Source organism: Micromonospora hortensis, from assembly GCF_022230935.1.
In the GTDB taxonomy this organism is placed as follows: Bacteria; Actinomycetota; Actinomycetes; order Mycobacteriales; family Micromonosporaceae; genus Micromonospora; species Micromonospora hortensis.
The window spans coordinates 43,650-70,402 of the sequence record NZ_JAKKFE010000019.1; the positions used below are offsets into that span (position 1 = coordinate 43,650).

A 26,753-nucleotide genomic window follows, 5' to 3' on the forward strand; every position below is an offset into this window, starting at 1 on the left:
GCCCGGTCTCAGCGGAAGAACGCGCGCAGGACGGTGGCGGTCTCGGCCTCCAGCACCCCGCCGTAGACCTCGGGGCGGTGGTTGAGCCGACGGTCCCGCAGCACGTCCCAGAGCGATCCGGCCGCGCCGGTCTTGGGCTCCCACGCGCCGAACACGACTGTGGAGACCCGGGCCAGCACCAGCGCCCCGGCGCACATGGTGCACGGTTCGAGGGTGACCACCAGGGTGCAGCCGTCCAGTCGCCACCGGCCGGTGCGCTCCGCACCTCGGCGCAGGGCCAGCACCTCGGCGTGGGCGGTGGGGTCGCCGGTCAGCTCCCGCTCGTTGCGTCCGGTGGCCAACTCGGTGCCGTCCGGCCCGTAGAGCACCGCACCCACCGGCACGTCGTCGACGTCGGTGCCGATCGTGTCGACCTGTGGACCGGCGACGGCGATCTCCAGGGCGCGGCGCATCCACAGCTCGTGCCGCTGTCGTCGGCCGACCTCGCCCAGGTCGGCCAGGCCCTCGTGGGCGCCGGGCCCGGCGCGGCCCACTGCTCCGGGGGTCGGCTGGCCTGGTCGGATCGACTCCAGCGACGGATCGGTGGCGTCGGCCGGCTCAGACCTCACGCAGCTCCTCGACCTCGTCGGCGCAGCCGAGCACCTGGCAGATCTCGACTGTGACGTCCGCCGGCATCATCCCCTCGTGGGTGCAGAGGGTCAGCAGCTTCTGCGCGGAGATGCCCAGGTTGGCCAGCAGGTCGGCGTCACCGACCGGGTCTGCCTCCGGGTCGACGACGGGCTGCTCGCTCTCCTCGTCGCCGGTGCTCACCGGGCGTGGCTCGTCGTCACCGTCGAGCCCGGTGACCGAGGTCTTCAGGTCACCGACCAGCAGCGACCCGAGCTGCGACTCCTCGGCGTACGCGGAGTCCGAACCGAACACCCGCAGGTCCTCGCCCTCGTCGAGGCGCAGGATCACCAGGTACGCGTCATCGGCCTCGACGAAGAGCAGCGACACGTCGGCCTCCTGGTCGACGTCACGCAGCCGGTCGGCAACCTCGTCGATGTCGGTGGCGCCACGCAGGCTGACCTCGGCGGCGGTCCAGCCACTGTCGTCGCGCACCACGGCCGCAGCGAAGTACGACACGGTCCCCCCAATAGCCCTCGACACAGCGTCGACTCGTTACGCGTGCACGTTAGCCGGTCGGGTCGGCAGGCGACCCGTCAACGCCCCGAAGGGCGGGTCATTCCTGACAAAGTCGGATCAGCCGACGACTCGACGGCGGGTGGCGATGAGCTGGCGCAGACGCTCGGTGCGCTGCCGCTGCGGTCGGCTGCGCTGGCGGACCGCCCGGGCGCCCGCCAACTCGGCCAGCAACTGCAGTCGACGGCGATTGCGATCGGGATCCTGCCGGGGAGTGGTCCAGGCCATGGTCCCGAGCGTGCCGAGTCTCGACGGCCACGTCAAGACGACGTTCGCTACGCAGCCAACCGGGCACACGGTGCATTCACCGAGCGCCGTTTCGGGGCCCGTCCGTGCCGGTCACCACAGCGGCCAGTCACCACTGGTGGCCCAGCGGACCGCCACCACGGCGGCGGCGATGCTCCACCCACCCGCCGTGACGATGGCGACCCCGGTGGCCACCCCTCGGTCGCCAAAGCGGACCAGCACCAGGGCGGTGGCCCAGGCCAGCAGGCCGGCGAACACCGTCCACCGCGCGTAGCTGGCCACGTCGGTGCCGAGCAGGCCAAACAGCAGCAGCCAACCGGCCGCCGCGCCGCCACCGGTGGCGACACCACCGCCGGTGACCGGGTGCGGCTCGCGGTAGGTGGGCCGCGTCGGCGGCCCGGAGGGGAAGAGACCCGACGGGGTACGCGGCATCGGGCGGACGGCACCGAAATCCGGGCCACTGTCGGGTCGGGCAATGGTCACCGTCGCTGCCCTCCTTCACGCGTGCCGCTCGTGCCCACGGTACCGGCTCTGCCAGGATGACCGGATGTCCTCGCCGACGATCAGCCGCCGCGCTCGTCCGGTGTACCCGATCCTGCTGCTGCTCGCCCCGGTGCTGGCCGCCGGCTGTGCGACCACCCGGCCGGGGGTGCCCGACGGCGCCGCGCCGACGCCACCGTCGGTCTGGGCGACCGCCGACCAGCCGGCGTCGCAGCCTCCCACTCCGACGGCGACCGACCCGAGCCCTCCGGCGCCGTCGTCGGCCAGGCCGTCGGCGACGGCACCCCGCACCGGGCTGAAGCACGTCTTTCCGGTACGCGCCGACAACGTCGACTACCACCCGACGCACGGGGCGTACCCGGGGACGGATCTCTTCGCCGACTGCGGCGAGCCGTTCGTGGCGGTCACCGACGGGACGGTGTTGGAGGTGAGCCGCGTGGACCGGTACCGCAAGCGTGGACCGCAGGGCCCGAACAACGGCGGCCTGTCGGTAGCACTGCTCGGCGACGACGGGGTGCGCTACTACGGCTCGCACCTGAGTGTGGTGACCAGCGGAGTCGACGCCGGGGTGCGGGTCCGCGCCGGGCAGCAGCTCGGCAAGGTGGGCCGCACCGGCAACGCGAACAACGTGTGTCATGTGCACTTCGGCATTTCGCCGCCGTGCGCGGGCAAGGACGGCTGGTGGATCCGGCGTGGGGTGATCTGGCCGGCGCGTTACCTGGACTCCTGGCGGCGCGGCGGCAACCGGGAGCCAGCCGCCGAGGTCACCGCGTGGCAACGCAGGCACGGCTGCCCGAAGGCGCCCTGACGTGGCTCACGCGAGAGATCCCATCGCCGACCTGCGCCGGATCGCGTTCCTGTTGGAACGGGCGAACGAGGCCACCTACCGGGTGCGCGCGTTCCGGTCGGCGGCGAAGGCGCTGGCCGGCCTGCCTGCGGCCGAGCTGACCGAACGGGCCGGCAACGGCACGCTCACCGAACTCGCCGGTGTCGGTGACGTCACGGCCCGCTGCGTGGCGGAGTCCCTCGCCGGTGAGGAACCGGTCTACCTCCGCCGGCTGGTGGCGACCGAGGGCAGCGACCTGGACGCCGAGGCCACGGCGCTCCGCGCCGCCCTGCGCGGCGACTGTCACACCCACTCGGACTGGTCCGACGGCGGCTCACCCATCGAGGAGATGGCGCTGGCCGCTGTGGAGTTGGGCCACGAGTACCTGGTACTGACCGACCACTCGCCTCGGCTGACGGTGGCCCGAGGGCTGACCGCGGAGCGGCTGCGCCGGCAGCTCGACCACGTGGCGCAGGTCAACGCGGCGCTGCCCGAGGGTTTCCGGATCCTCACCGGGATCGAGGTGGACATCCTCGCCGACGGCTCCCTGGACCAGGACGACGACCTGTTGGCGCGGCTCGACGTGGTGGTCGGGTCGGTGCACAGCGGCCTGAAGGACGAGCGGTCGAAGATGACCCGGCGCATGCTGAAGGCGGTCGCCAACCCGCACCTGGACATCCTCGGTCACGTCACCGGCCGGATGGTGTCGTCCCGCCCGGCCGGGGTGACCGGTCCGGGCGATCGGGGGCACCGCGCGCGTACCCGGGCGGAGAGCGACTTCGACGCGGACGCCGTCTTCGCCGCCTGCGCCGAGCACGACACCGCCGTCGAGATCAACTCTCGGCCGGAGCGGCAGGACCCGCCGAAGCGCCTGATCCGCCGCGCCCTGGAGGCTGGCTGCCGTTTCGCGATCAACACCGACGCGCACGCGCCCGGCCAGCTCGACTGGCAACGATTCGGCTGTGAACGCGCCGCCCTGTGCGGCGTCCCCGCCGACCGCGTGATCAACACCTGGTCGGCAGAGCAACTGGTGGCCTGGACGCACAACCGCACGTGACCAGCCCGGCGCTGATCGAGCGGCGGTCTGTCAGCGGCGGGCGAGTTCGGCGGCGAGTGTGGCCGAAGCGCCGACACCGACGACCGGGCTGCTCCGGCGGCGACCGAACATCCCCTGCGAGACCGCGACCCCGAGCAACACGATCAGCGCGCCGACCGGTTGGTGCCAGTTGAGGCGTTCGTCGAGCGCCAGAGCACCGATCAGCACCGCGAAGATCGGAATCACGTACGTGACCGTGGACGCGGTGCTCGCGCCGGCCAGCCGGATGTTGCGCATGTTGATCACGAACGCGAGCCCGGTGCCGAGCGCGCCGAGGGCCAGCACACTTGCCACTACCCCCGCCGACAGTTCGCTGGGCAGCGGCGGCAGGCCGGCGACGAAGGGGGTGACGATGGCCAGCTGCGCGGCGGCGAGCAGCAGTTGCGCTGTGGAGAGCGACAGACCCGAGTACGCGCTGCCGGCGACGAACCGCTTCTGGTACGGAATGGACACGCCGTAGCAGGCCGCCGCACCGAAGCACATGAGCTGCCCGGTGAAGTGCGCCCCGCCGATGCCCTCCCAGACTCCGAGCACCACCAGCACCCCGACGAAGCCCAGCCCGAGCCCGACCGCGCGGCGCACTGTGAGCCGCTCGGTGCGGAAGACCAGCACCGCCAGCGGCAGCACGATCAACGGCGTGGTGGCGTTCCAGATGCCGGCCAGCATCGACTCGACCCGCTGCTCGCCGTAGCCGAAGAGGGTGAACGGCACTGCCACACCGAAGGCGGCGACGACCGTCAGGTGCGCCCAGACCCGGGGCTCGCGGGGCAGCCGGTCGCGCAGCACGGCAAGGACCACGAGAAGTGTCAACGCGCCGGCGACGACCCGGTAGAGGGTGAGTTGGACCGGGTGCAGCTCGGCCACCCCGACCTTGATGAAGAGGAAGCTGGAACCCCAGATCGCGGCGAGGGCGACAAAGCCGGGCAGCCAGGCGCGGACCGGTGCCTTGTCAGGAGTGGTATCGGTGGTCACCCCTGACACTCTGCCGCAACCGTGCGACAAAGTCGCGCACCTTTCGGCCGTCACGCCGCACCTGAAACCGCAGCTCCAACACGACAAACGTCGGCGACACGGGGGTGGGGTGGTCACGTAGGGTCGCAGCGTGGGACGAATTGATGAACTCGCCAACCGCTACGTGGCCGAGTGGGCGCCGTTGAGCCCCACCGGCGCCACCTTCGTCGGCATCGCCGGCCATGACGACCAGCTCGACGACCTCTCGCCCGACGGCTACGGGGCGCGCGCGGACCTCACCCGCCGGACCCTCGCCGAACTGGAGGTGACGGAGCCGGAGACCGAATCGGAACGGACCGCCAAGGAGGCCATGCAGGAACGACTCGGCTTGGACCTCGCCCGGTACGACGCCGGCGAGGTGACCAGCGAGGTCAGCGTGATCACCAGCGGGCTGCACGAGATCCGCATGGTGTTCGACCTGATGCCCACCGCCACCAGCGACGACCAGGCCAACATCGCCGCCCGGCTCAACGGCTTCGGCGCCGCCCTGGAGGGCTACAAGACCACGCTGCGTGAGGCGCTCGCCGCCGGTGAGGTCAGCTCGAAGGTGCAGCTGGTCGAGGTGGCCAAGCAGTGCGACATCTGGGTCGACCCGACCGGTGACAACTTCTTCCACGGGCTGGTCGAGCGGCTCGGGGCGGATGGCACGCTCGGCTCGGAACTGCGTAGGGGTGCGGCGGCGGCGACCGCGGCGACCGCCGAGTTCGGCCAGTTCCTGCGTACCGAGCTGGCCCCGCACGGGCGGGACAAGCAGGCCGCCGGCCGGGAGCGCTACGAACTCGCCTCGCAGTACTTCCTCGGTGCCAAGGTCGACCTGGACGAGACGTACGCCTGGGGCTTCGCGGAGCTGGCCCGCCTGGAGGCGGAGATGCGGGTCGTGGCGGGGCGCATCGCCGGCTCCGGTGCCACAGTCGACGAGGCCGTGACCAAGCTGGACGCCGACCCGGCCCGGACCATCCAGGGCAAGGAGGCATTCCGGGACTGGATGCAGGCGCTGGCCGACAAGGCGATCACCGAGCTGCACGGCACCCACTTCGACATCCCGGAGCAGGTCCGCCGTATCGAGTGCTGCCTCGCGCCGACCAGCGACGGGGCCATCTACTACACCGGCCCGAGTGAGGATTTCTCCCGCCCTGGTCGCATGTGGTGGGCGGTGCCGCAGGGCATCAGCGACTTCTCCACCTGGCGAGAGGTGACAACGGTCTACCACGAGGGCGTGCCGGGTCACCATCTCCAGGTGGCGCAGACCGCCGTCCGGGCCGACCTGCTCAACCGTTGGCAGCGGCTGCTCTGCTGGGTCTCCGGGCACGGTGAGGGCTGGGCGCTCTACTCGGAGCGGCTGATGGACGAACTGGGCTACCTGGAGGATCCGGGCGACAAGCTGGGCATGCTCGACGGCCAGGCGATGCGCGCGGCACGGGTGATCGTGGACATCGGCATGCACCTGGAGCTGGAGATCCCGAAGGACAATCCGTTCGGTTTCCACCCGGGCGAACGGTGGACGCCCGAACTGGGCTGGGAGTTCATGCGGGCGCACTGCCGGGTCCCGGACGAGAACCTGCGCTTCGAGCTGAACCGCTACCTGGGTTGGCCGGGGCAGGCGCCGTCGTACAAGGTAGGTGAGCGGATCTGGCTGCAGGCCCGCGAGGACGCGAAGGCCCGCAAGGGCGCCGATTTCGACCTGCGGGAGTTCCACAGGCAGGCGTTGGACCTGGGTGCGCTGGGTCTCGACCCGCTGCGCCGGGCGCTGGCCCGACTCTGACCGCGCGGTGGCTGCGCGCGCCGACGGTACGACGAGTCCGTCGCCGCGCGCGGCCACGCCCGCGCCGAGGCTGCTCGCGCCACGAACGCCGCACCCCGAGGCCGCCCTGCGGCTGTGCGCTCAGCCGAGGGTGAGTGCCAACGCCGGGCGGGCGGTCAGCGTGTCGCTGGTGACGTACGCCAGGTCGATGGCGGGGTCGGTGAACGTGATCGGGATGGGCGAGGTGATCGGAAGGCCGTCCGGTAGCGGCAGATCCGGGGTCAGCGTGATCTTGATGCCGAGCAGTCGGCCGACGAACCGGGTCGCGTAGAAGGCCACGTCTCCCCGCACTGTCAACTGGCTGGTCGCGTACCTCTGGTTGCGCCCTGCGGGGCCGTCGGCCCGCAGCAGGAAGTCGGCGGTCACCGCCTCCCGCATGCTGAACTTCAGCACCTTGAGGTCGCCCTTCACGGTGTGCAGGTCCGTGACCCCGTCGAACCGCAGCCCGGTCATCCGCACCGACGACCCGCTGAGCTTCGACGGCGTCTGGGCCACCGTCGGCAGGCCCGGATCGGCGGCGATCCGCGGCAGGAGCTTGCCCGGCTGCACCGTGTCCGGCCTCCCGGGTGCCGGTGTGCCGGGTTTACCCGGGGTCGGCTTGCCCGGGGGCTGCGACGGGCAGTCGGTGGGGCCGGGGCGGGGCGTCGCCGTGCTGGTCGGCCGGGCTGTCGGCGTGGCGGTGGGACGTACCGAGGGCGCGGGGTCCGCTCGGTCTCCAATGCCGAGCAGATCGCCGATCCCGTCCAGGATGTCGGTGATCACGTTGCCGCCCCGCGCCGGGCTCGGGGTGGGCGTCGGCATCGGCGCGCTGCGACTGGGCGACGGGGTGACGGCCCGGGGCGGGGTGGGGCAGCCGGTCGAGGCCGGTCGGTTCGGTGCTGCCTGCACCGCTCGGGGCTGGCTGGCCAGGCCGACGGCCGCCAGGCCGAGGACCACGAGAGCGATGGCGAAGGCTCGCGGATCAGCGGAACGTCCCGGCCACTCGGGCGGCGCGCCCTCGTCGGACGCTCCGCCCCCCGGATGATCGGCCCGTACGGCACCGTCCTGCTCGGCGCCGCCACTGTCGGATCCGTCGGCGTCACCATCAGCCAGGCCGACGCCGGCCAGGCCGGCGCCGCCCTGGTCGTCGCCGTTCTGCTCGATCTCGGCCTGTTGCGGGGTGGGTGGTGTGGGGTGGATCGGGGTCCAGGCGAAGGCGAGCGCGCTGCCGACGATGCCGAGCAGCAGACCGACGAAGAAGCCGCCCAGGTTGAGCCCGATCAGCGAGTACACAGCGGTGACCGCCGCGACGACCGAGTAGAACAGCCGCTGCGCCGGGGTGATCCAGAGCAGCAGGCCACAGGTCACCAGGATGATCGGGATGAGCAGCGAGAGCAGACCGGTCGCGCCGCTGTGGAAGCTGAGACCGTTGAGGGTCATCCGGGTGGAGGCGAACATCTCCAGCCCGGCCAGGGCGATGAGCAATCCGCCCCAGAACGGCCGGCTGCGCTGCCAGCGGCGGAAGAGCCGCCACGCCTGAGCCGGACCACCGGGCCGGGCGTGGGACGGGTTCGCGGTTGTCACGTACTCCTCCTGGCCGAGCGGGGACGGGACCGAGCGGGAACGGGGGCCTGGGCCCGGCCCGCGGTGCTGACCACCGCGGGCCTGGGCTCAGCTCAGAAACACTCCTTGCCCTTGGCGTCGTCACCCACGTTGACCTTGAGTCGGAGGCCGACCAGGTTGAACGTGGCCGCCGTGGTGTAGCGGGACACCTGTTGCAGGTTGGTGATGGTGACGTGGTCGGAGTTCTGGCCGAACGAGCCGGCCTGGGCAGTCGGGTTCAGGTCGGTGGCGTCCCGACCGATCCTGATGTTGGTGAAGGTCGCGTTGCCGTTCAAGGAGTCCATCGCGATCAGCAGGTCCTTGGCGCGGGCGGGTTCCTTGCCCTCGCCGGCGTTGATGGTGAGCACCACCGGCAGGCCCGGCAGGTCGGCGCGGACGGACTGGCAGAGGCTGTACAACTCGGCGCTGCTGATCTCGGAGAGGGCGATCGGGTGGACCTGACCGGACTTCCCGTCCTTGCCCTTCTCGCGGACGATGCCCCCGTACTGCTTGAAGCCGTCGCCCTCCAGGCGGTCGGCGCCGATCTTGAACGTCTGCCCGGAGACCGTGATGTCGGACGCGATCGCGCCTGTCGACATTCCGAAGAGGATGGCGCCGGCAGCCGCCGTGGCGGGCACCATCATGGCGGCGAAGCGCCACCATCGGGTACGACCCTGACTGTCCAACCGATCCTGCACGGGTTCCTCCTCGGGTCGATGCGCGCGAGTGGCCGGTGTTGAGCGGGCGGTCGGCGCTGCGAGCCCGCGTTCTGTTACCGGCTGGTAACCATCGGGCTTGATGGTGCACCCGTTGCGGCGCAGGTCACAACCCCCTGATTACCGGGCGGTAACAGTCGGGCGACCACATGGAGGCAAGACATCACGGAAAGTGAACGAATTCGTCCCGGCAATCCCCCTCTATGTTCACAAGTCGGGTGCACGACGGTGGTTTGATCAACGCAACGTGACTCCACATAGACTAATTACAATCGAATAACAAATGTAAAGTACGCAGGTCGTACGGGTTGCCACATGACCGAGGGGCGGACCGCGTCGCGGCCCACCCCTCGGTCGTACGTCCGGTCGTACGCGCGTCAGCGCTGCTCCACCTCGCCCGGAGCCGGCCGCTGGGTCGGCACGGTCGGGTCCTCCGACTTCCAGTTGGTCGAAGCCGGCGGAATCTCGTCGGACAGTGGCCCGCCGACCGGCTGCGGCCTGGGCTGCTCGACGGTGTCCGTGTCGCGCACCGGCTCCTGGTCCACCCGGGTCGGCGTCGGGTCGTCGACCGCCGGCTCGGCGCGGTGCCGGGCCGTTCCACCCTCGGGTCGGGTCACCAGCCACACACCGAAGACGACAGCGATCAGACCGAGGACACCAGCGACGATCGGGCCCCAGAAACTGATCAGGCCGATCTTGAAGCGGTTTTCCTTCACCGTCTCGACACTGCGGCTGACAGTGTCGTCGGTGTAGTTGAAGTCCGCGTCCAACAGCACAGTGGGGGTGCCGGTGTTGGGGCGCAACTCCTTGTGCTGCTGCTCCCGCACGTTCACGTAGGAGCCGGTGACCGGGTCCACCCAGAGCGTACGGATGTTGCTGTAGACGACCTGGCCGCTGGTGGCGCCCGGTGCGAACTTGCCGACCAGCGTCTGGAGGCTGCTCTCCGGGGTTGCCAGCACCTCGTTCTCGATCCGCTGCTCGAAGCGGTACGCCTCGATGCCCTTGATCTTCTCGGTGCCGACGAACTTGGCCGGGACGGCCCGCTTGAGGTCACGGTCGAAGACCTGGTAGTCGCGCTTGGCGGTGCCGAACGGGAACTTGTAGATCTGGCCGGTGTACTTCACGTTGCCGACCGGAGTCCCGTCCGCCCCGGTCTCATTGAGCCACTGGTCCTTCCACGAGGCGGCCGCACCGGAGATCCGGTAGAGAGCGAGTTCGGTGCTGTACTGGCTGACCACGTCCTGGTTGTCGGTGCGCCGGACCGTCTGGTAGACGTCCCAGATCACCGCGTCGCCCTTGAGGTCCTCGGGCAGGCGATCCTTGGTGTCGTCGGGCTGTGGGATGACCTCCACGTTGGACACCAGATCGCCCTGCGGAACCTCGATGCTCACCGAGCTGCCGGTGGCCGTGATCTTCAGGAACCTGGCGTTCTTCGCCTCGGCGACGGACGTCGTTGGCTCAAGATCGTAGGGGAGCTTGGTCACGGCGGGGGCCACATAAAACGGCAGCCCGGCCGCGAAGACCAGCAATAAGACGCCAAGCCCGAAGAGCGCGGCGCCCACGCGAAGCTTCACTCATCCTCCTGTAACCTGCCGCCCTACGACCTGTTGTCCGGGGCACCCGATCCTTAACATGGCGGGAGGTTACTCCCCGGTCACCTTCAAAGCGACCCCCTGGATGTCCAGATGTCCACAGCCGCCGCGCCAACAGTTTCGGAGCCTTCGGTAACCGGCCGACTTCCCGCCCTCGACGCGCTGCGAGCAATCGGCGCGGTGGCGGTCGTCGGTCACCACGTCGGGTTCCAGACCGCCGTCACCATGAACACCACCTGGGGCGGCTGGCTGGCTCGACTGGACGTCGGCGTCGCCATCTTCTTCGTACTGTCCGGGTTCCTGCTGTTCAGGCCGTGGGCGCTCAACGCCGCGACGGGCCGGGCTCGACCCCGCGCCAAGCGCTACCTGTGGCGGCGGGCTCTGCGCATCCTGCCCGCCTACTGGTTGGCGGTCGCGGTCTGCCTGGTCGTCCTGCCGCAGAACGGGCAGGCGTCCGTCGGCGACTGGATCCGGCACCTCACCTTCAGCCAGATCTACCAACCCGGGCAGTTGCGCGCCGGGCTCAGCCAGACCTGGAGTCTCGCCACCGAGGTCGTGTTCTACCTGATCCTGCCGTTGGTCGCCGTGCTCGCCGTCGGCCGGTCCTGGCGTCCGGTCCGGACCATCCTGATCGTCAGCGGAAGCGCGCTGCTGACAGCGGGATGGCTCACCCTGATGGGGCTCGGCTGGCTCGACGCCGCCCTGCACACCATGTGGTTCCCCTCATACGCCGCCTGGTTCGGCACCGGCATGGCACTGGCGGCGGCGCACGTCGCCCTACGCACCGGGACCGCACCCGCGGCCTTCCGGGTCCTGGACGACCTGGCCTCGGCGCCGGTCACCTGCTGGGCCGCCGCCGTCGGCCTGATGGCGATCGCGACGACACCCGTCGCCGGTCCCCGCGACCTCACCGAGCCGACGGCCGCCGAGTTCGGCGTCAAGCTGGCCCTCTACCTCGTGATCGCGGCGCTGATCCTGATCCCGGTGGCCTTCGGCGGGCCGAGCCGGGCCAAGGAGATCTTCGGCAGCTCGTCCGCCCGGTGGCTCGGCACGGTCTCGTACGGGCTGTTCCTGTGGCACCCCATGGTCATCGAACTCATCTATCTGGTCGACGACCGACAGCTGTTCACCGGCGGGCTGCTCAACACCTTCGCCCTCACCATGGCCTTCGGTCTGGTGTACGCCGCGGTCAGCTACTACGGCGTCGAGCGGCCCCTGCAAATGCTCGGGTCGCAGGGTCGGCGCCGACCCACCGGGCGTGGGCGGACGTCCGGGCCCCCCGCCACCGACGTGGCCGTACCGGCCACCACGCCGCCGACCGTCGCGGCCGGCACTCCGGTGCCAACGGTCGGCGGGTAGCGCCCAGCGCTGGCCCATCGGGGCATTGCCGGCCGGCACACCAGCCCCTAATGTGACGCGGGTCGCTAAATTACTTGAGAGTAGGGTTCGCGTGGAGCGTCGCTTCGGCATGCCCGGACACGTGTTGTTCCTCAACTGGCGAGACACCCGCAACCCCGAGGGCGGCGGTTCCGAGGTCTACGTCGAACGGATCGCCGCCGAGCTGGTGGCGCGCGGATTCCGCGCCACTCTCTTCTGCGCCGCCCACAGTCAGGCACCCGCCGACGAGGTCAACGAAGCCGGCGTACGGCTGGTGCGGCGCGGCGGCCGGCACAGCGTCTACCTCTGGGCGGCACTCTGTTACGTCGTCGGCGCGCTGGGCATCGGCCCACTGGCAGCCCGCCGCGGCGGCCGGCCCGACGTCCTGGTCGACGTCTGCAACGGGTTGCCGTTCCTCGCCCCGCTGTGGTCACGACGCCCGGTGGTCAAGCTGATCCACCACGTGCACCGCGAGCAGTGGCCGGTGGTGCTTCCGAAGTGGGCTGCCCGGTTCGGCTGGTGGATCGAGTCGTCGCTCGCCATACGCGTCTACCAGCGGTGCCGGTACGTCACCGTCTCCGAGGCGACCCGCCGAGAGCTGGCTGTGCTGGGCGTGCCGACCGAGCAGGTCTCCGTGGTGCACAACGGCACCCCGACGCTGCCCCACACCGACGCCGAACGGGCGACGTTCCCGCTGCTCGTGACGCTGAACCGGCTGGTGCCCCACAAGCGGGTGGAGGTGGCGCTGCGAGCCGTCGCGGCCCTCGCCGACGAGCTGCCCCAACTACGTCTGGTCGTCGCCGGCCAGGGCTGGTGGGAGTCGCATCTGCGTGAACTCGCCGCGGAGCTGGACATCACCGAGCGGGTGGACTTCCGGGGCTTCGTGACCGAGGAGGAGAAGGCCGCCCTGCTCGCCTCGGCCTGGGTGGCCCTGACCCCGTCCCTCAAGGAGGGCTGGGGGCTCACGATCGTGGAGGCGGGGTCGGCGGGCACCCCGACTGTGGCGTTCCGGGGAGCGGGCGGAGTCGCCGAAGCGGTAGTCGACGGGCGTACCGGCCTGCTGGCCGACGACATCGACGACTACCTGATGAAGGTGCGCACGCTTCTGCGCCGGGATGAGCTGCGGCGGGAGATGGGCGCCCAGGCCCGGGAGCACGCGGCAAGTTTCACCTGGCAGGCCGCGGGTGGGCGCTTCGAGGCGATCCTCAAGGGTGTGGAGTCGCCCCGCCCAGTGCAGCAGCGGGGCGAGCCGTCCTACCTGTCGCCGTAAACCGCTGGGGCGTACGGGTCTTTCTTACCGGCGCGCTTGGCCGCCTCCGAGACGAGCTTGGCCTCACTCGCGGCCTCCTCGTCGGTGGCGGTCGCGGCGGCCGAGATCCCGCCGAGAGCCAGGATCCCCAGCAACGCCGCCACCAGGCCAGACACGACCAGGGTCAGAGCTCTACGCATGCCAATCCTCCAATGGCGAGACGTGCGAGCGGACGTTACCACGCGGTAGCTCGCCGGTGTAGTGCCGAAACGGCGGCAGCGATGACCACCAGAAGGGCAGCGCTGAGGGCCGCTACCACCGCCAGTCGGGCGGGCCCGGACCCGCCCGATTCCCGCACTGTGGCCGGGTTGCGGTACAGCGTCAGGAACGGTCCGTCGTGGACGCGTTCCAGGCCGCCGAGCACCTGAGAGTCGACCTCGCCGGAGACCTCGCGCTGCACCAGGACCCAGCGCACCCCGGTGGTCCAGACCGGCCGCCCCTCGGCCAGCGCCCGGCGCATCTCACGGACGCGCGGGTTCTCGCCGGCCACGGCGACGTCGCCGACCCGGAGCGTGTCGTCGGTCAGGACCGTCCCCGGCAGGTAGCGGGGTGCCGGGTCCAGGACGACCCGACCAGGGTTCCACTGGTACGCCCGGTAGGCGCTCAGCGGCAACGCGAGGATCTCCCCCGGCTCCTCCTCGATGTGCTCGGCCACCCGCTGCCACTCCGTCGGATAGCTCACCGGCCGAAGCCGACCGGCACCGCCGAACGCGAGGTCCGGCAGGACCGCCACCGGCAGGAACAGCAGCCCGACCAGGACCACCCCGGCCACCTCCCGGTCGATCCGGGCCACCAGCCGCTCGGCGCCCAACGCCGCGCACACCACCAGCAGCAGGGCGTACGGCGCCAGGAACTTCTGCCCATCTCGCAGCAGCCCCGCGCCGGGCAGGTGCACCACCGCCCAGCGCAGCGCGGCATCCCCGCCGGGGAGCAGCCCGAAGGCGGCGAGCAGAAATCCGGTCCCGGCGAGCACCGCCAGTCTCGCCGCCCCACCCGGGGGCAGCCGGCGTCGCAGCAGGCCCGCACCGACACCGGCCAGGATCAGCAGCACGAGGGCCGCCACCGGCACCAGTGGTGCCGCGCGACTGGAGGGGGTGGCCTGCGCGCTCCAGATGCCACCGGTACCGGCCAGCGCCACCAGTGGGCCGGCCCAGTTCTCCGAACGCGCCGCGAACGCCGCCACCCCCGCCGGGTCCGAGGAACCCCCGGCACCGGTGACCAGCGCCGCGACCACCCAGGGGGCGTTGAGCACTCCGACCGCGGCCAACGCTTGCCGGGACCGGTGCGGATGCATCCGCTGCGACACCAGCAGCGACCGGGGCGCGAGCATCCGGTCCGACGTCAGCACCAGCACGGTGCCCAGCGCGATCAGACCGCCGGTCGGAGTGATGGCGGCGGGAGCGGCGGCGAGCACCACCCGGGCGAGCGCGCCGTCTCGCCCGGCCCGCAGGTCCAGCGCCGCCCGCACCAGCCAGGGCAGCGCGGCGTACGCGAGCAGCAGCCCCCACTGCCCGATCAGCAACCGCTCGGCGAGGTACGGCGTCCACGCGTACGCCACTGCGGCGAACAGCCGGACCGCCCGCCGTTCGGTCGGCACCAACCGGCCGGCGCCGACCGCCGCGAGGAAGACCGCCCCGGCGAGCGCGAGCCGCTGCACCACCCAGCCCGGCACGAGCTGGGTGACCAGCGAGACCAGCGCGTCCATCGGCACCGCCCGGGGCAGACTCTGCGCCGGGGCGACGAGATCCCAGGTCAACGGCTGCCGGGGTACGAACACCATGTCGTACAGCAACGCGTAGCCGGGTGCCGCCAGCGGGGCCAGCACCACAACGGTGACCGCCGCCGCTACCGCGTACAGCGACAGTGTGTCCCGCGCCCGCCGAACCGGTGCGGCCTCGACGCCGTCGGTCGGCTCAACCATTCACGACGCCGGCACCGCCCGGCCGACGGTGATCAACTCGGTGCACACTCCGACCCCTGGCGTCCGCACGGTGACCTCGACGGCGTCCCCCGCACCTTCCAGCAGGAAGAACAGGTCGTTCAACCCGCGTCGCAGGGTGATCTCACGTGTGGCGTCCCCGAGCCGGAACAGCGCTGTCGAGTCACCCGAGCTGAGGTAGCCGAAGTGCACCACGTACGGCCACTCCACCAGGTACCCGTCCAACGGGATCCGAGTGGGTTGCCCGCCCTGGGCCAGGTGCCCGCAACCGTCCACCGGGCCGGGCACGATCTTCCGTCCCTGAACCACTACCGGGCGGATCCGGCCGAGATCATCGAACGTCGACGGTCGCGCGGCCTCCGTCACGAAGGTGGGTCGACGCTCGGCCGGGCGGAAGAAGTGCGACTGGAGATTGTCAGGCCAGAAGTAACCGGCGATCACCCGGTCCGGGACGGCGGTGTCGAAGAAGACGGTGCCCGGCGGCGCCGCGGCGAGCTCGGCCTGCGTCGTCGCGAGATAGTCCCGCCCGTACTTCGTACTCCAGTTGTCCCCGAAACGGGCAGTGCTCCACAGGGTGCCCACGCCGATGGTCGCCAGGACGACGATCATCGAGACCAGGCCGACAGCGAACGCGCCCGGCTCCCGCAGGACCGTCGGCACCGGCCACGCCGACACCTCGTCCTCGTCGGTGTCCTTGATCCCCAGCAGGGCCGCGCCCACACAGATCGCCGCGACCAGCACCACGTCGGCGACGTACCGGGGGACGACGCCGACCAGTGGGCCGAGCGGCCCACCCAGCCGGGTGATGGCGAAGAGCGCGGCGACCAGGCCGAGGTAGGAGGTGAGCAGCAACCAGGCCCGGCCGGCCGACGGACGCCGTCGGACGGTGACCACTACCAGCGTCGCCAGCGCCGCCCACGACAACCACTTGGCGATGTCGTACGGATCGACGAGCGGGGGACCGTCACCGGCGTAGCTCCAGCGCCAGGGACCTCCGAGCAGACCCGGCACCACTGTCTCGCCGACCAGGTCACCGAGGAAGTTGAGGATCGGGCCGACGGACGAGGGCTCGTCCAGCTCGCGGGCGGCGGGCCGGGTCAGGTAGAACGCCAGGTATCCCCCCGACAGCGCGCTGAGCATCAGCCAGGCCGGCCAGTGCCGGCGGATCGCCGCCGCGAGGCTGCGCCATACGCCACCGGAGGTGAAGAGGAAGACCGTCAGCAGGAACAGCAGCGGCACGATCAGCAGGGACTTGGTGTCGAAGAGCAGGCCGAACACCAGCCAGAGCGCGACCGCCACGAGGTGCCGCAGGCGACCGGTCCGCACGTACCGGACCTGGGCTGCCACCGCCATGACCAGTGCCAACTGCATCGGCAACACGAGCAGCCCGACCAACCACAGCGAGGAGACCTCAAGCGTCAGCGGGCTGAACACGAACAGGCACAACGGAATGAGCAGGCCCCAGCTTGGCCGGAGCAGATCCCGCAACAGCCGGTAGACGGCGATCCCGGTCGCCGCCTGGCCAACCGCCAGCAGCAACACCCACGGCCAGGTGGCGAAGCCCGCCGCCCGCACCATCGCCCACGCCACCAACAGGCCGCCGGGCATGAGGTGGTTGTTGAACGTACGTAGGAGATAGTCCGCGTCCAGTCCGGTGTCGAGAACCTGGGCGGCGATGACGAACTCGTCCTGCGAGAACCAGCCACGGGTGGCGAGGCCGGCGCGCCAGGCGACGGACACCGCGATGAGGGCGATCGCCACGGCGCGGACGGGGTCGGCGCGGAGCCATCGGCCGATCGGCCCGGGCCCGTCGCCGTCGGACGCGACGCGTTCCGGATGCGTCTCGGCCTCAGCTTCTGGCATTGACATGGTCGGCAGCCTGCCACACGCTTACACGCCGTGGGGACGGCCGTTCTCCCGATAACGCCACCGCAGCGCCCCTGGTCGCCCGTCCGTGCCCGGTCCGGATAACGTCGCGCGACAGTCGTCGGCTGCAGGTGCGCGTCCGGCCGGTGAAGACAGGAGCCGAAATGCGTGCAGAGGTGGCCAGTGGCGCCGCTCCGGGGTCCAGCCGGAGCCGGCACACGGCCCGACGGTTCCGGCACCTGGTCATCTGCATCGCTCTCACCGCCCTCGCCTTCCAGCAGGCCCCGGGCCAGGTCGTCCCGGACACCAAGGTCGACCTGAACGTCAACCCGGCCGGGTGGCTGCTCCGCTCACTGCACCTGTGGGACCCCACCGGCACGTTCGGTCAACTACAGAACCAGGCGTACGGCTATCTCTGGCCGATGGGCCCGTTCTTCCTGCTCGGGTCGGAGTCCGGCCTCGCGCCGTGGGTGGTGCAGCGGCTGTGGTGGGCGCTGCTCTTCTGTGTCGCCTACCTGGGGGCCGTACGCCTGGCGGGTCGGCTCACCATCGGAACGCCCGCCGGGCGCATGATCGCCGGCGTCGCCTTCGCGCTGTCACCGCGCATCCTCACCCAGCTCGGCTGGTCCTCGGTGGAAGCCTGGCCCAGCGCCGTCGCCCCCTGGGTGCTCATTCCACTGGTCGGTCTCGCCGCGGGCACGCGACTGCGACGTGCCGTCGCCGCGTCGGCCATCGCCGTCGCCTGCGCCGGTGGGGTCAACGCCACCGCCGTGTTCGCCGTGGTGCCACTGGCAGTGCTCTGGCTCGCCACCGTCCAGCCCGTACGCCGGCGGGTCACCGCCATCGCCGCCTGGTGTGGCGCGGTTGCCCTGGCCACCGCGTGGTGGTTGGTTCCGCTGCTGGTCCTCGGGCGGTACAGCCCACCCTTCCTGGACTACATCGAGACCGCCCGAAACACCACCAGCGTCACCGACGGGGTGACCACACTGCGCGGCGCCTCCTACTGGGTCGCCTACCTGGCCTCCCCGTTCGGACCGACCATCCCGTCCGGTGGGCGGCTCGCCAACGAGGCGGTGCTGGTCGCCGCCACCCTGGCGGTCGCCGCCCTCGGTGTCCTCGGGCTGTCCCGACGGGGGATGCCGCACCGCCGGTTCCTCATCACCGGTCTGGTGCTCGGCGTCGCGCTCGTCGGTCTCGGGCACGTCGGCGACCTGCCGAACATCCTCGCCGGGCCGCAACGGGAGTTCCTCGACGGTGTCGGCGCACCCCTGCGCAACGTGCACAAGTTCGACGTCCTGCTCCGCCTGCCCCTGTGCCTGGGCATGGCACACCTGATCGGGCTGGCCGTCCGGGCTGCGCGCACCGCGCCCGCGCGGCACCGTCCGCGAACCGTCGCACGCGCCTGGCTGACCGCCGGTGCCGCGATCGTCGCCGTCACGGCGGTCGCCACGCCCGCCCTCGCAGGTGGTCTCGCCACCCCGGGCGCCGTCAAGGAGGTGCCCGGCTACTGGCACGACGCCACCGACTGGCTCGACGCGAACACGGGACGCGGGCGGGTGCTCGTCGTACCCGGAGCGCGTTTCCCGTCGTACGACTGGGGCAACACCACGGACGAGATCACTCAGCCGCTGCTCAACAGCCGGTGGGCCGTACGCAACGCCATCCCCTTCACCCCACCGACCACGATCCGACTGCTGGACGTGATCGAGTCGACGCTCGCCACCGGCGCCGGGTCGACCGGCCTGGCGGATCTGCTGGCCCGATCCGGAATCAGTCACGTCCTGTTCCGCGCCGACCTCGACCATGGCCGCTCCGACACGGCGCGCCCAGCGGTGGTCCGGCAGGCGCTGGAGCGCTCACCCGGGTTGACCCGCGTCACGTCCTTCGGCCCCCTGCGCGGCGGGCCCTCGTCCCCCGACGAGTTCCGCGACCACGGGCTCGACGTGCCCGTCCGGGCGCTGGAGGTCTACCAGGTCGACCGGCCCGTCGAGCCGGTCGTCGCCTACGACAGAGCCGACGTGACCACAGTGGTCGGTGGCCCCGAATCACTGCTCGACCTCGCCGCGGCAGGGCAACTCGGCTCGGCGCCCACCGTCCTGGCCGGCGACGCGTCGACAGCCGACGTCGCCGGACCGGTGGCGATCACCGATGGTCTGCGCAGGCGGGACGTGTCGTTCGGCGGGCTGCGTGACAACACCTCCCAGACGTTGACCGCCGACGACACCTTCGAGGTCACCGCGCCCGCCCACGACTACCTGCCCGAGTGGGGCGCGGAGCACTCCACCGTCGCCCGCTTCGAGGGCATCGACGCGATCCGCACCTCCACCGCCCGTTCGCAGGTGGGCTCCCCCGGCGGTGCCCGCCCCGAGCACCAGCCGTACGCGGCGATGGACGGCAACCCGGCGACCTCCTGGCAGTCCGCGCCGTACTCGCCCAGCGACCAACAGTGGATCGAGGTGAGCCTCGCCGACCCGACGACTGTCACCCGGGTCGAGGTGTGGTTCGACCTGAAGGCCGATGCCCTGCCCACGACGGTGACCGTCAGCGCCGGGTACGAGAGCAGCACCGTCGAACAGTTCAGCGACCACATGGTGTTCGAACTGCCCGGCGTCCACGCCACCCGCGAGGTCCGGGTCTCGGTCGACAGCGCGTACGACCTGCGCCCGTTCGGAAACGGCTCGGTCGGTGTCGCCGAGATCAAGATCCCGGGCATCCAGACCAGCCGCACCCTGGTCCTGCCCACCGCACCGGTCACCGACCGGCCGGCGGCCGTCGTCGTGTCCGCGGCACCCACAACACCGGCCTGCTTCTCCGTCGACGGCTACCCGCGCTGCTCCACCGACGCCATCCGTGGTTCCGAGGACGGGTCCACCATCGACCGGACAGTGACCCTGCCGGCGGCCGGCGCGTACGACGCCAAGCTGTGGGCGCGTCCCACAGCCGGCCCTGACCTGGACAACGCCCTCGACAAGCTGGTGACCGACGCGCAGCCGTTGCGCCTCGCGGCGCAGATCAGCGCCTCCTCGACGGCGGTGCCCGACCCGACCGGCCGGGCCGGGGCGGCACTCGACGGAGACCCGGCCACCAGCTGGTCACCGGCGATCGACGACGAGGCACCGATCCTGCGACTCAAGTGGCTCAAGCCGCAGACCATCACCGGTCTCCGCTTCTCGGTCGACGACAAGACACCCGCCACCCGTCTTGGCAGTGTGCGGGTGGTCGGCGACGACGGCTTCCGCAGCAGCCTGCTCGGCGACGACGGGCTGCTCCGCCTGGACCCGCCGATGCGGACCGACGAGATCACCATCCAGTTCCTCGACAAGCCGTCCGCCACCAGCACCGACCCGTACAAGCTGCGGTTGCCGGAGCGGTTGCCCGTCGCGGTCGGCGAGGTGACGGTGCTACCCGGAGCGCCCACCGTCGGACCGCGCCCCGACGCACCCCTGACGCTGGCCTGCGGATCGGGGCCGACGCTCCAGATCGGCGCGGCACGGGTCACCACCACGCTGCGCGGCACGCTCCGCGACCTGCTGGAGATGCGCGAGATGCCGGTGACGCCGTGCGGCCGGGACACGCCCCGGCAGCTTGACCTGGGCCGCGGGGAGCACCGCATCGTCACCACCCCGGGCAAGCTGGCCTGGCCCACGAGGGTCGCCCTGGTACCGAAGACGACCACTCCCGCCCCGGCGACCGCCAACGCCAGCGCCAGCGCCACCGAGATCGAATCCTGGGCGGCCACCGAGCGACGGGTACGGGTGGCCAGTCACCCCGTCGACCGGGTGCTCGCCGTACGGGAGAACACCAACACCGGCTGGCAGGCCACCCTCGGCGGGCGGACGCTGAAACCACTGGTGGTGGACGGTTGGCAGCAGGGCTGGATCCTTCCCGCCGGCGCCTCCGGAGAGGTGCTGTTGCGTTTCGCACCGGACACGCCGTACCGGGCAGGGCTTCTCCTCGGCGGCATCCTGCTCGCGGTGGTGGTCCTGCTCGCCGTGGTGCCCGCCCGACAGCCCACCGGGCGAACCCCGGCGACCGTCGCACCGCGCGGCCGACGTCGGGTCACCCGCTCGCTGCCGCTGCTGGCCGTCGGGGCCGCCGCGCTGGTGCTGTGGAGTGGCCTCATCGGCGGCCTGCTGGTCGCGGCGGGATTCATGCTGGCGGTACCCGGCTCACGCCGCCTGCCCTGGCCGGCCGACCCACGCCGGGCCAGGACGATCAGCCGGGCCGTCGAGACCTGGCTGCCCGGCGCGCTCGTCCTGCTCGCCGGGTTGCTCTACCTCGACTCGACGCGGCGGAACACCGACGCGCTCGTGCAACTCACCATCGTCGTCGCCCTGGGCGCCCTCTGGCTCTCCACCGCCGCCCGACGGCGGCCCGTACGCCGGGCCAGGCCGACCGCCGCGACCGCAGCCGTTGCGGCGGTCATGGCGGGACCGACGCGGGAGACGACCGAGCCGGACGGGACCGAGCCTGTTGTGGCTGAGCAGGACGCCAGCGAGCCGGACGCGGCCGATCACGACCCGGCCGAGCCGGCGAGACCCGGCCCGGCGGCCGGGCCGGCCGACGGGCAGCTTCCGACCTTCTCCGAGATCACGTGAGCCCCCGACGACCCGTCCGTCGGCAGAAGACGGCCCAGACGGAGCTGGCACGCGGATGGAGCACGGGCCTCGGCGCTGCCGGACTCAGCGTCACACTGGCCGGGGTCCTGGTCAACGGCCTGGCCTACCTGGTGCCGGTCCTGGCCGCCCGGCGGCTCGACCCGGCCGACCTCAGCGCGCTCGCCACCGCCCTGGGTCTGGTGGCGATCGTCGGTGTGCCAGGGCTCGGCCTGCAACTGGCCGTCGCCGTGCACCGCGCCCGGCACGGCGCCTCCGACACTCGGCGGCTCACCGCCGTCACCGCCGCAGTGTGCGCGGTAACCCTCGTCGCGGCGACACCGCTGCTGGTCACCGCCCTGGATCTCCCGGTCGAGATGCCCGCGCTGCTCGCGGTCACCACCGCGGCGATAGTGCTCTCCTCCCGATCGCTCGGAGAGTTGCAGGGTGGCCAACGCTTCGTACGACTCGCCATCGGGATGGCGCTGCTCGCCGCCGGCCGCTACGGCGGCGTGATCGCCGGGTTGCTGCTCGACGCGGGACCGACCGGCGCGCTGGCGGTCGGCGCGTTGACCGCCGCCCTCACCCCAGCGGTGCTGGCCCGACTCGCCCGCGAGCCCCGACGGTCGTCCACCGCCCCACGGTTGACCGTCGCTCAGGTCGTTGCCGGCGGCGGCGCGACCCTGGCGATGCTCGTCGTCTCCTACGCCGACCTGCTGCTGTCCCGGCAACTGCTGTCCCCGTCGGATTCCGGGGCGTACTCGGTCGGCACCGTCCTGAGCAAGGGCGCGCTCTGGGCACCGCAGGTCGCCGCCGTCCTCGCCCTACCGCGGCTGGCCCGCGGCGACCGGCGCAGCCGAACGGTAGCGCTCGCTGTGACAGGCGGGTGTGGCGTGATTCTGGTCCTCGCCTCGACGCTCGCCGGAGGACTCGCGTTCCGCTTCGCCGGTGGGCCCGACTACGACCACCTGGGCCGGTACGCGCCAGTCTTCGCGGCGGTCGGTGCGCTCTACGCGGTGACGTTCGTGCTGCTCAACGACCGCCTCGCGGCCGGCGCACGCTGGGCGGCGGCACCACTGTGGGTGGGGGTGGCCGGCCTGGTGGCCGTCACCGCGACCCTCCGGCCGCACACCGTCCCCGGTCTCCTCCTCGCGGCACTGGGCACTGCCATCGTCACCACAGCGCTGATGGCGGTGACAGCCCGTCGGCCCGCACCGGTTCCGGCGACCGAGCCGACTAGTCCTCTTCAAGCCAGTCCGTCAGCAGTCGGTGGTCGATCGAGTCCACCCGACCGAGCGGACGACCCGAGGCCACCCGGTCCCGCAGCTCCGCCCGGGTGAACCAGCGCGCCTCCAACAACTCCTCGCCGTCCACGCGTACCGCGTCGGAGGTGGCGGTGGCCCGGAAGCCCACCATCAGGCCGGCGGGGAACGGCCATGCCTGTGACCCCTGGTAGGTCACGTCGGTGACTGTCACGCCCGCCTCCTCGCCCATCTCACGACGGACCGCGTCCTCGAGGCTCTCGCCGATCTCGACGAAGCCGGCCAGCGTCGAGTACGCGTCCTCGGCCGCACCCGCGTGCCGGGCCAGCAGACAGCGCCCCGACCGACCGGGTGCCTCGACCAACACGATGATGGCCGGCTCGATCCGGGGGAACAGCAGACGTCCGCATTCCGTGCCGGTACACGTCCGCAGGTGCCCGCCGCCGCCGGCGACCGCCGGCGCGCCGCACGTCCCGCAGAATCGCTGCTGCCGGTGCCAGTGCAACAAACCCCTGGCGTACGCCAGGACTGACGCGTCGCCGGGTTCGATCCGCCCGACCAGTGCCCGCACGTCGACGGACCGCACCGCACCGGCCATCTCGACGGCGGACCGCTCGGGGAGCGCGGAGAGGTCCGCTGCGAACACGGCGGCTTCCCCGTCGAGCCCGAGGAAGACTGTCTCGCCGACGGCGGACCGGACCAGCGCCGCGCGCTCCGCGCTGAGCCGGATCGGCCCGTGCCCGTCGACGAGACAACGGTCACGCCACAGCGGCAACAGCACTGTGGTCGACTCGGTGAGCAGCGCGCCCAACCGCGTCGGATCGGTGCGCAACGGTCCCGCCCGGTCCAGCGATCCGCCCCCGTACGCCAACACCCGCTCCGCAGTGTCCACCCGGTCACCGTGCCACGTCGGCGGTGGGTCGTCGGCACCGCCCCCAGACCGGTGCGACACGCCGAACGACACGCGGTAGCAGCGCCTGGTGGGCGTAGCCAACGAGGAGGGCCGGGCATTCGTTACCGTAGGTGCCTCCGGGAGGGAGGACCTCCCGCGGCACCCTGGCGATCGAGGTTGCAGTGACGCTGTACGGCGAAAACAGTCCACCCGCCGACGACCGGCCCACAGTGCAGGTCACCGCGGTCACCTGGCCGGACGACGGACCTGAGCCGGTCAGCACAGCCACTCCCGGCGAGCCGGACGGCGGCCCGCGCCGGCCGCGTCGGGTGCGCATGATGCTCGCCGCCGGCATCACCGGTGGCGTCCTCGCCGCCATGGCGGGCGCCGGTGCCTGGGCGTACGCCGGTGACGTCCCCCGTGGCACCAGCGTGCTCGGCACCGAACTGGGCGGCCGGAGCCGCGCGGACGCCGACCGGGAACTGCGGGCAGAGCTGGACCGGCGGGCGGCAACTCTCGCCACGCCGCTGAAGGTCACCGTCGACGGGCGCACCGCCGAGATCAACCCCGCCGACGTGGGGCTGACCGTCGACGTGCCGGCGACCGTCGCCGCAGCAGCCGAGGCCGACGCGCACCCGGTCAGCCGGTTGGTCGGCTCCCGCACCGTCGAGCCCGTGGTGACAGTCGACGCGGCCCGGTTGGACGACGCGCTCCGTAAGGTGCTCGGCGACCAGGCCCAGGGCATGACGATGCCGGCGATCACCTATAAGGGCACCACGCCGAAGGCCGTACAACCCAAGCCCGGGCTGGCTCTGAACCCGGAGCGTTCCGCCGAGGTGGTCCGCACCGGCTGGTTGGCCGGCGCCCCGGTCACCGTGCCCCTGGTGGAGACCCACCCGGCGACCACTCCGGAGGAGTTGGACCGGATGGTCAGCGAGCTGGCGAGGCCGGCGGTCGCAGCACCGGTCACCCTGCGCACCAACAAGGGCCAGGTGTCGATCCCGCCCGCCGCCATCGCGAAGAGCCTCCGGTTCAGCACCGACAAGACCGGCAAGCTCACCCCCTCGGTGGACGTCAAGCGGCTGCGGGCGGCGCTCGGCGACAAACTGGCCGCCATCGAGGTGCCGCCGAAGGACGCCACGATGACGATTTCCGGTGGCCGACCCACAGCCAAGGAGGGGCGATCCGGGCAGCAGCTGGACACGGCAACCCTCAGTCGAGACCTGCTGGCCGTCCTACCCAGGGCGGAGGGCCGCGAGGTGACCGGCGAGTTGAAGCCGACACCGCCGCAGCTGACCGCGGAGAAGCTCGCCGGCCTGGGCATCAAGGAGCGGGTGTCGACCTTCACCACCCGGTTCACCGGCGGCATGGCCTCATCGCGCAGCCAGAACATCGCGACCATCGCGCGGAAGGTGGACGGCACCGTCGTCCTACCTGGAAAGACGTTCTCGCTCAACGGGCACACCGGCGAGCGCGGCTACGCCCAGGGCTACCGGGACGCACCTGTCATCCTCGACGGCAAGCTGGTGCCGGGCGTCGGCGGCGGCACCTCGCAGTTCACCACCACGCTGTTCAACGCGACGTACTACGCCGGCTTGGAGGACGTCGAGCACAAGCCGCACTCGTACTGGTTCGACAGGTACCCGGCCGTCATCGAGTCCACAATCTTCTGGCCGAACCTGGACTTCAAGTTCCGCAACAACACCGAGTACGGCGTACTCATCGACACGTCGTACACGTCCAGCACGATCACCGTGTCGATCTGGAGCACGAAGATCTACGACAGCGTGAAGACCGAGTACGGGCCGCGCCGCAACATCACGACGCCGAAGCAGATCCACCTGTCGCCCGGCCCCTCGTGCATCGAGACCAACGGCATCAACGGCTTCACCCAGGACGCCTTCCGGGTCATCAAGAAGGGCGGCACCGTGGTCAAGCGGGAGAAGTTCACCTGGCGCTACGACGCGGAACCCCGCTACGTCTGCGGGCCCAAACCGTCCTAAGGGCTCACCCGGTGCGGGTCGATCCCGCCGTGAGGTCCGCCCTGCTCCGGGTCCAGCCCTGCTCCGGGTCCAGCTCAGGTCGGGGGTCAGGCTCAGGTCGGGGGTCAGGCTCAGGTCGGGGGTCAGCTCAGGTCGGGGGTCAGCTCAGGTCGGGGGCCGGGTCGCCGGCGTTACCGCCGTGGCCATCGCGCTTGCCGCCCTGCGGTGGCATCGGGACCGTACGACTCTCCTGCACCCGGATCTCGGCCCGGAACCGGTGCGCCGCGGGGTGCCACATCTCCTCGAACGGACCCATTACCTCACCACCGATACCGCGACGACGCACCCGGGACGCGAGCCACCAGAGGGTACCCAGGACCGCGGCCACGCAGCCCGTGAACACCACAAACACCAGGACCTCATCCACGGGCCGAGCCTAACCCTGGGCGCCAGACCCAGCCCTGAACCGCCGCGATCTTGCACTTTCTGTCGTCGTAACGCGAAGTCTGAGGCGATTTGTCGCCGCACAAACTGCAAGATCGCGGGGGAGAGTGGGCGCGGGGGAGATCCCAGACCTGCTGAGCTGCTGAGCTGCTGAGCTGCTGAGCTGCTGAGCTGCTGAGCTGCTGAGCTGCTGAGCTGCTGAGCTGCTGAGCTGCTGACAGCAGACTCGCTGACCGTCGCCTGGCCCGGTCGTCGCCGGTCCGCCGGCCGCAAGATCGTGCAACATCCTGGATGTAGTGGTGTCCCAACGTAGCTGAGGCCACGACAACCAGGATCGAGCGTGACCTTGCCTGCCTCAAGGCGGCTCGGACCCCTGACACGGCCTCACCGGTCATACGGATAGCCCGCAGAGCCCGGGGAGACCGGGGAGCCCGCGGAGACCGAGGAGACCGAGGAGCCCGGGGAGACCGGGCCGATCAACCACGCGGGGAAACGCAGAAAAGGGGAAACGCAGATAAGGCCACCCCGTTAGGGG

At 71.3% G+C, this 26,753-nt stretch carries 21 protein-coding genes; 8 read left to right on the forward strand and 13 right to left on the reverse strand.

The genetic code is table 11. The features are described from left to right. Nucleotides 1–8: 8 nt before the first annotated feature. The 4 genes from NIE111_RS14370 to NIE111_RS14385 form a co-directional block, all read right to left on the reverse strand. Nucleotides 9–452 carry a nucleoside deaminase gene (locus tag NIE111_RS14370; protein WP_238684875.1) on the reverse strand — a complete coding sequence of 148 codons (444 nt, stop codon included), beginning with the start codon at nucleotides 450–452 and terminating at the stop codon, nucleotides 9–11. A 145-nt stretch (nucleotides 453–597) separates the two neighbouring features. Next, on the reverse strand, nucleotides 598–1,125 hold the full coding sequence (locus NIE111_RS14375) for a tRNA adenosine deaminase-associated protein (protein WP_238684860.1): 528 nt from the start codon (nucleotides 1,123–1,125) through the stop codon (nucleotides 598–600). 117 nt (nucleotides 1,126–1,242) lie between these two features. Continuing rightward, entirely contained in the window at nucleotides 1,243–1,410 is a 168-nt protein-coding gene (locus tag NIE111_RS14380) for a hypothetical protein (protein WP_167362451.1), read from the reverse strand. A 111-nt stretch (nucleotides 1,411–1,521) separates the two neighbouring features. Beyond that, nucleotides 1,522–1,860, reverse strand: coding sequence for a hypothetical protein (locus tag NIE111_RS14385; protein ID WP_238684876.1), 339 nt, complete (start codon nucleotides 1,858–1,860; stop codon nucleotides 1,522–1,524). A 115-nt stretch (nucleotides 1,861–1,975) separates the two neighbouring features. Between NIE111_RS14385 and NIE111_RS14390 the strand changes: the two genes are divergently transcribed. Beyond that, nucleotides 1,976–2,737, forward strand: a complete 762-nt coding sequence (locus tag NIE111_RS14390; protein ID WP_238684861.1) for a M23 family metallopeptidase — start codon at nucleotides 1,976–1,978, stop codon at nucleotides 2,735–2,737. Nucleotide 2,738: 1 nt separating this feature from the next. After that, on the forward strand, nucleotides 2,739–3,812 hold the full coding sequence (locus tag NIE111_RS14395) for a PHP domain-containing protein (protein WP_238684862.1): 1,074 nt from the start codon (nucleotides 2,739–2,741) through the stop codon (nucleotides 3,810–3,812). Between the two features lie 30 nt (nucleotides 3,813–3,842). Here NIE111_RS14395 and NIE111_RS14400 read toward each other — a convergent pair whose 3' ends face one another. Next, complete coding sequence (locus tag NIE111_RS14400; protein WP_238684863.1) at nucleotides 3,843–4,823, reverse strand: DMT family transporter; 981 nt, start codon at nucleotides 4,821–4,823, stop codon at nucleotides 3,843–3,845. 130 nt (nucleotides 4,824–4,953) lie between these two features. Here NIE111_RS14400 and NIE111_RS14405 point away from each other — a divergent pair, with 130 nt between their 5' ends. Then, a complete protein-coding gene (locus tag NIE111_RS14405) occupies nucleotides 4,954–6,624 on the forward strand; it encodes a DUF885 domain-containing protein (protein WP_238684864.1) in 1,671 nt (556 codons plus the stop codon). Nucleotides 6,625–6,744: 120 nt separating this feature from the next. Here NIE111_RS14405 and NIE111_RS14410 read toward each other — a convergent pair whose 3' ends face one another. The 3 genes from NIE111_RS14410 to pgfA all read right to left on the reverse strand — a co-directional run bounded on the left by NIE111_RS14410 (nucleotide 6,745) and on the right by pgfA (nucleotide 10,534). After that, complete coding sequence (locus NIE111_RS14410; RefSeq protein WP_238684865.1) at nucleotides 6,745–8,226, reverse strand: DUF6114 domain-containing protein; 1,482 nt, start codon at nucleotides 8,224–8,226, stop codon at nucleotides 6,745–6,747. A 92-nt stretch (nucleotides 8,227–8,318) separates the two neighbouring features. Continuing rightward, on the reverse strand, nucleotides 8,319–8,942 hold the full coding sequence (locus tag NIE111_RS14415; protein WP_112700053.1) for a DUF6230 family protein: 624 nt from the start codon (nucleotides 8,940–8,942) through the stop codon (nucleotides 8,319–8,321). 395 nt (nucleotides 8,943–9,337) lie between these two features. Continuing rightward, a complete protein-coding gene (gene pgfA / locus NIE111_RS14420) occupies nucleotides 9,338–10,534 on the reverse strand; it encodes a cell envelope lipid trafficking protein PgfA (RefSeq protein ID WP_238684866.1) in 1,197 nt (398 codons plus the stop codon). A 111-nt stretch (nucleotides 10,535–10,645) separates the two neighbouring features. On the opposite strand from pgfA, the gene NIE111_RS14425 reads away from it, so the two are divergent. Both NIE111_RS14425 and NIE111_RS14430 read left to right on the forward strand, forming a co-directional pair. Further along, nucleotides 10,646–11,911, forward strand: coding sequence for an acyltransferase family protein (locus NIE111_RS14425; protein ID WP_238684867.1), 1,266 nt, complete (start codon nucleotides 10,646–10,648; stop codon nucleotides 11,909–11,911). A gap of 109 nt (nucleotides 11,912–12,020) precedes the next feature. After that, nucleotides 12,021–13,199, forward strand: a complete 1,179-nt coding sequence (locus NIE111_RS14430; protein WP_238684877.1) for a glycosyltransferase family 4 protein — start codon at nucleotides 12,021–12,023, stop codon at nucleotides 13,197–13,199. Here NIE111_RS14430 and NIE111_RS14435 read toward each other — a convergent pair. Genes NIE111_RS14435 through NIE111_RS14445 form a run of 3 tightly spaced genes read right to left on the reverse strand, consistent with a single transcriptional unit; the run spans nucleotide 13,184 to nucleotide 17,040 of the window. Beyond that, nucleotides 13,184–13,378 carry a hypothetical protein gene (locus tag NIE111_RS14435; protein WP_112589285.1) on the reverse strand — a complete coding sequence of 65 codons (195 nt, stop codon included), beginning with the start codon at nucleotides 13,376–13,378 and terminating at the stop codon, nucleotides 13,184–13,186. The genes NIE111_RS14430 and NIE111_RS14435 overlap by 16 nt on opposite strands. Before the next feature lie 35 nt (nucleotides 13,379–13,413). Beyond that, complete coding sequence (locus NIE111_RS14440) at nucleotides 13,414–15,159, reverse strand: MmpA family trehalose lipid delivery protein (RefSeq protein WP_238684868.1); 1,746 nt, start codon at nucleotides 15,157–15,159, stop codon at nucleotides 13,414–13,416. Further along, nucleotides 15,160–17,040, reverse strand: a complete 1,881-nt coding sequence (locus NIE111_RS14445) for a glycosyltransferase family protein (RefSeq protein ID WP_372488337.1) — start codon at nucleotides 17,038–17,040, stop codon at nucleotides 15,160–15,162. 167 nt (nucleotides 17,041–17,207) lie between these two features. Between NIE111_RS14445 and NIE111_RS14450 the strand changes: the two genes are divergently transcribed. Next, on the forward strand, nucleotides 17,208–21,641 hold the full coding sequence (locus tag NIE111_RS14450) for an alpha-(1->3)-arabinofuranosyltransferase (protein ID WP_238684870.1): 4,434 nt from the start codon (nucleotides 17,208–17,210) through the stop codon (nucleotides 21,639–21,641). After that, nucleotides 21,638–22,978 carry a lipopolysaccharide biosynthesis protein gene (locus NIE111_RS14455; RefSeq protein ID WP_372488335.1) on the forward strand — a complete coding sequence of 447 codons (1,341 nt, stop codon included), beginning with the start codon at nucleotides 21,638–21,640 and terminating at the stop codon, nucleotides 22,976–22,978. The genes NIE111_RS14450 and NIE111_RS14455 overlap by 4 nt, the downstream gene beginning before the upstream one ends. Here the strand turns inward: NIE111_RS14455 and nudC are convergent. Then, a complete protein-coding gene (gene nudC / locus NIE111_RS14460) occupies nucleotides 22,875–23,792 on the reverse strand; it encodes an NAD(+) diphosphatase (protein ID WP_238684871.1) in 918 nt (305 codons plus the stop codon). The two genes, NIE111_RS14455 and nudC, sit on opposite strands and share 104 nt — an antisense overlap. 182 nt (nucleotides 23,793–23,974) lie before the next feature. Here nudC and NIE111_RS14465 point away from each other — a divergent pair, with 182 nt between their 5' ends. Beyond that, nucleotides 23,975–25,795: a VanW family protein gene (locus NIE111_RS14465; protein ID WP_238684872.1), complete on the forward strand. Its 1,821-nt coding sequence runs from the start codon at nucleotides 23,975–23,977 to the stop codon at nucleotides 25,793–25,795. A 139-nt stretch (nucleotides 25,796–25,934) separates the two neighbouring features. Here NIE111_RS14465 and NIE111_RS14470 read toward each other — a convergent pair whose 3' ends face one another. Further along, nucleotides 25,935–26,201 carry a hypothetical protein gene (locus NIE111_RS14470; protein WP_238684873.1) on the reverse strand — a complete coding sequence of 89 codons (267 nt, stop codon included), beginning with the start codon at nucleotides 26,199–26,201 and terminating at the stop codon, nucleotides 25,935–25,937. Between the last annotated feature and the right edge of the window lie 552 nt (nucleotides 26,202–26,753).

Coding starts and splice junctions, on each gene's coding strand:
- NIE111_RS14390 (WP_238684861.1), top strand. CDS start 1,976: ATGTCCTCGCCGACGATCAGCCGCCGCGCTCGTCCGGTGTACCCGATC.
- NIE111_RS14440 (WP_238684868.1), bottom strand. CDS start 15,159: ATGGTTGAGCCGACCGACGGCGTCGAGGCCGCACCGGTTCGGCGGGCG.
- NIE111_RS14380 (WP_167362451.1), bottom strand. CDS start 1,410: ATGGCCTGGACCACTCCCCGGCAGGATCCCGATCGCAATCGCCGTCGA.
- NIE111_RS14430 (WP_238684877.1), top strand. CDS start 12,021: ATGCCCGGACACGTGTTGTTCCTCAACTGGCGAGACACCCGCAACCCC.
- NIE111_RS14450 (WP_238684870.1), top strand. CDS start 17,208: ATGCGTGCAGAGGTGGCCAGTGGCGCCGCTCCGGGGTCCAGCCGGAGC.
- NIE111_RS14425 (WP_238684867.1), top strand. CDS start 10,646: ATGTCCACAGCCGCCGCGCCAACAGTTTCGGAGCCTTCGGTAACCGGC.
- NIE111_RS14385 (WP_238684876.1), bottom strand. CDS start 1,860: ATGCCGCGTACCCCGTCGGGTCTCTTCCCCTCCGGGCCGCCGACGCGG.
- NIE111_RS14445 (WP_372488337.1), bottom strand. CDS start 17,040: ATGCCAGAAGCTGAGGCCGAGACGCATCCGGAACGCGTCGCGTCCGAC.
- NIE111_RS14435 (WP_112589285.1), bottom strand. CDS start 13,378: ATGCGTAGAGCTCTGACCCTGGTCGTGTCTGGCCTGGTGGCGGCGTTG.
- NIE111_RS14370 (WP_238684875.1), bottom strand. CDS start 452: ATGCGCCGCGCCCTGGAGATCGCCGTCGCCGGTCCACAGGTCGACACG.